This is a genomic window from Syntrophorhabdus sp. (assembly GCA_012719415.1).
Classification (GTDB): domain Bacteria; phylum Desulfobacterota; class Syntrophorhabdia; order Syntrophorhabdales; family Syntrophorhabdaceae; genus Delta-02.
In genome coordinates this window covers 1-3,092 of the sequence record JAAYAK010000179.1, presented here as the reverse complement: position 1 = coordinate 3,092, position 3,092 = coordinate 1, and the positions used below count along the sequence as shown (strand labels likewise).

General features: G+C 58.5%; 6 protein-coding genes. 5 read left to right on the top strand and 1 reads right to left on the bottom strand.

All coding sequences use genetic code 11. From position 1 onward, the window contains the following. The first annotated feature begins 334 nt into the window (after positions 1–334). The 4 genes from GXX82_10445 (at position 335) to GXX82_10430 (ending at position 1,693) form a co-directional block, all read left to right on the top strand. Complete coding sequence (locus GXX82_10445; GenBank protein NLT23455.1) at positions 335–544, top strand: AbrB/MazE/SpoVT family DNA-binding domain-containing protein; 210 nt, start codon at positions 335–337, stop codon at positions 542–544. After that, on the top strand, positions 541–915 hold the full coding sequence (locus GXX82_10440) for a type II toxin-antitoxin system VapC family toxin (GenBank protein NLT23454.1): 375 nt from the start codon (positions 541–543) through the stop codon (positions 913–915). Before GXX82_10445 ends, GXX82_10440 begins: the two co-directional genes overlap by 4 nt. Positions 916–1,073: 158 nt before the next feature. Then, the gene (locus tag GXX82_10435; GenBank protein ID NLT23453.1) at positions 1,074–1,307 is read left to right on the top strand and encodes a hypothetical protein; all 234 of its coding nucleotides are present in this window, start codon (positions 1,074–1,076) and stop codon (positions 1,305–1,307) included. After that, positions 1,301–1,693 (top strand): PIN domain-containing protein, encoded by a 393-nt coding sequence (locus tag GXX82_10430; protein ID NLT23452.1) that lies wholly within the window; start codon positions 1,301–1,303, stop codon positions 1,691–1,693. The genes GXX82_10435 and GXX82_10430 overlap by 7 nt, the downstream gene beginning before the upstream one ends. A 63-nt stretch (positions 1,694–1,756) precedes the next feature. Here GXX82_10430 and GXX82_10425 read toward each other — a convergent pair whose 3' ends face one another. After that, positions 1,757–2,881, bottom strand: coding sequence for an acyltransferase (locus tag GXX82_10425; protein ID NLT23451.1), 1,125 nt, complete (start codon positions 2,879–2,881; stop codon positions 1,757–1,759). 19 nt (positions 2,882–2,900) lie between these two features. Between GXX82_10425 and GXX82_10420 the strand changes: the two genes are divergently transcribed. Next, a partial coding sequence (locus tag GXX82_10420; GenBank protein NLT23450.1) for a hypothetical protein occupies positions 2,901–3,092 on the top strand: 192 nt, incomplete at its 3' end.

The window sequence follows — 3,092 nt, the reverse complement described above, 5'->3', positions numbered from 1 at the left end:
TCTCTCATTGGCCTGCCTCCTTATTCTGGCTCTGTACTTTGTGTTTTTGGTGACTCACCAAGTATAACCCACGACAACCAAGGAGCAGGCCTTTTCTTGTTCGGTTGTCAGCCATTATATCTAGGAAAGACTGGCAGCAGATGACCACTGAACGGTGAAAAGTTCGACGCGAGCTTTTTCTGGATCCCGGATCAAGACCGGGATGACGACAAAGACGGCTTTATCAACTCAAACGACTGCCTCCTGTTTCGGTTCCAACGGTTCCAATCATCTTCTTGACTTACGCTGTCGATACGGGTATCGTATAACGTAACTGTTATCGATGGAGGTTGGCATGAAGGCGGTGAAGGTGTCTCCAAAGTACCAGGTGGTCATCCCCCGGGAGATCAGGGAGACCATGGATATCAGGCCCGGCACAAAGGTGCAGGTCCTCCTGTACGAGAATCGCATCGAGCTTATTCCCGTGAGGAGCCCGGCTAAGATGAGAGGCTTCGTAAGGGGGATCGATACCACGGTGGAGCGGGAGGAGGACGACAGGGCATGAACCTCGTCGACTCATGCGGGTGGCTCGAGTACTACGCGGATGGCCCCAACGCGGACTTCTACGCCGGCGCCATCGAGGATATCGATAACCTCATCGTCCCCGTGATATGCATCTACGAGGTTTTCAGAAAGATATTGCAGCAACGGGGTGAGGCCCCGGCCCTGCAGGCCGTCGCGTTGATGCACCAGGGGCTCATCGTTGACCTGTCTTCCCCCCTGGCCCTTTCCGCCGCGAAGATTGGGGTGGAACTGAAAATGCCCCTCGCCGACAGCATCATCCTCGCCACAGCCCGCGTCCACAACGCGACCGTCTGGACGCAGGACGCGCACTTCAAGGACATCGAAGGCATCCGGTACGTGGGAAAAACCTGAAAGACCGCTTGAACCGCTTGAGCAGCTTGAACCGCTTGACAGCCTGTTGAGCGTTAGAGGATAGAGGCTGAGCCGCCGCTTACGCCCGGCGGTATTCAGATACTTTCGTTGTGGACTATTAGATATAATATGTTATAGGATAATACAGGAGGTGCGGAATGGGGAAGAATATATCCGTCTATCTGCCTGACGATCAGATCAATTTCATCAATGCCCAGAAGGAAGGCGCGAGCCAGGTCGTACAGAAGGCGATACGGCTTGTCATGCAGGCGGGCAAGGACAGGTCGGGCTACGACGACGTCACGGCGGCCGCCGCCGACATAGGGCGGAGCGGGGGCCTCGAGGATGTGGTAAGGTCCTGGCACGCCGACAGAGATGCCGACCGATGGTAGGCCTCGACACGGGTTACTTCATGGGGATGATGCTCGGAGACAGGGGCATCATCGGGCACTGGGAAGCCCTGAAGGAAAAAGAGGCCGCGCCCTGTGTGTCCGTTCTGACCCTGGGTGAGATCCTCTACCTCACCATACGGATAGGCAAACCGCAGCAGGGCAGGAAAATGGTCGAAGGCATAGAAAAAACGTGCACCGTCCTTGACGTCAACAAGGCGGTGGTCGAAAAGGCCGCCGCTCTCAAGGGAGGTCACGGCACCCCCTATATCGATTCCATCATCATCGCGTCCTTCCTCGAGAACGGATGCAACGAGATCCACACGAAAGACAGAAAACACTTCGGAGCGGTAAAGGACAAGAGAGCAAAGGTCGTCGTCTGGGAGTAGGAAGAAGCGCTTGAGCAGCTTGAACCGCTTGAGCGTTAGAGGCGGAAGGACCTTCAGACTGGTCTATAGTACTCTCGCAAGGGGTGTCCTGCGGGCCAGCGCCGTTAGGGTCCAGCTTGCAGCAAGGGCGAAGGCGAAGGCGAGGAGGAATTTGAGGCCTGCGGGGATGGGCGCGGTAAGGAGCATGAACTGTGCCCAGAGGACGAACATGTAGTGGAAGATGTAGATGCCGTAGGCGTTGTCGGAGAGGCTGTCGCCGATGGGCAGGTCTTTCGTGAAGAACCTGCGGGCGAGGCCGAGGCTGCCAAGGATCGTGAAGACGCAGCAGAAGGAGAGGGTGGCGTTGAGAAGGACCTTTGTTGCCGACGGCGTGAGGCCGGGGATGAGCACCGGGCCGAGGGCGTTCGCGACATAGCTCAAACCTCCCAGGGTGAGCCAGAGGGGCCAGTGCCTGAGGTTTCCCCGCGAGAGGGAGCGTGACATGTCCCCGGCGCCCAGCATGACGCCCATGAGGAACCAGGCGAAATAGAGGAAGACCCTCGGCGCGTGGGGAAGCCCGAAGGGGCCGGCGAGGAAGAGCGAGTCCGGCAGGTCGAAGAAAGACAGGGGAACGATCGTCGCCAGGGTCACGGCAAGAAAGACGCCAGGGAGCGTGCCCGTCGGCCCGGCTGTCCAGGCGAAGCCCTTCATGGCCCGGGGCAGGAGCCGAAACGCCGCGGCCGTGACGGCGCAGAAGACAAGAAGGAGCCACAAAAACCACAGCGGCCCCGTGTTCCATGTCCCGCCGGCGAAGAAACTCGCCAGATAATGCCCCTGACCGGCGGATGCGCTCAAAAGCCAGGACGGATAGAAGGCGATCGGGCTCAGCACGACGGAAAAGAGGACAAAAGGCACTCCAAGCCGCTTTGCCCTGTCCGCCATGAACCGTCCTCCCCCCTTGCGCGCGATGGAGGAGGCGACGAAGAGCCCGGATATGAAGAACATGAGGGACATGAAGAAAAGGTCGTTCCAGCTCACAAGGATATCGAGGGGCCAAAACCGCGCCGCGTCGACGACAGGCATCGGGGATTCCCTGTAGCGCGCCGCGTCGAAGCTGCTGAACGTCGTGTACGCCAGCGCCGAGTGATGGGCAACCACCGACACGGTCACAAGGCTCCGCAAGTAATCGATCCCCACATCCCGGCCCAACGGAAAACCACCTTTCTCTGTGATGTTCGAGTCCCACACAGTATACGGGGCGGGAGGGAAGGAGGCAAGGGGGAAAAGACCGCTTGAACCGCTTGAACCGTTGGAACCGTTGGAACCGTTAGAACCGTTGGAACCGTTAGAACCGTTGGAACCGTTAGACAGCCTGTTGCTAGACTCATTTTCTCCGTCATTCCGGCGAAGGCCGGAATCC

Coding starts and splice junctions, on each gene's coding strand:
- GXX82_10445 (NLT23455.1), top strand. CDS start 335: ATGAAGGCGGTGAAGGTGTCTCCAAAGTACCAGGTGGTCATCCCCCGG.
- GXX82_10440 (NLT23454.1), top strand. CDS start 541: ATGAACCTCGTCGACTCATGCGGGTGGCTCGAGTACTACGCGGATGGC.
- GXX82_10435 (NLT23453.1), top strand. CDS start 1,074: ATGGGGAAGAATATATCCGTCTATCTGCCTGACGATCAGATCAATTTC.
- GXX82_10430 (NLT23452.1), top strand. CDS start 1,301: ATGGTAGGCCTCGACACGGGTTACTTCATGGGGATGATGCTCGGAGAC.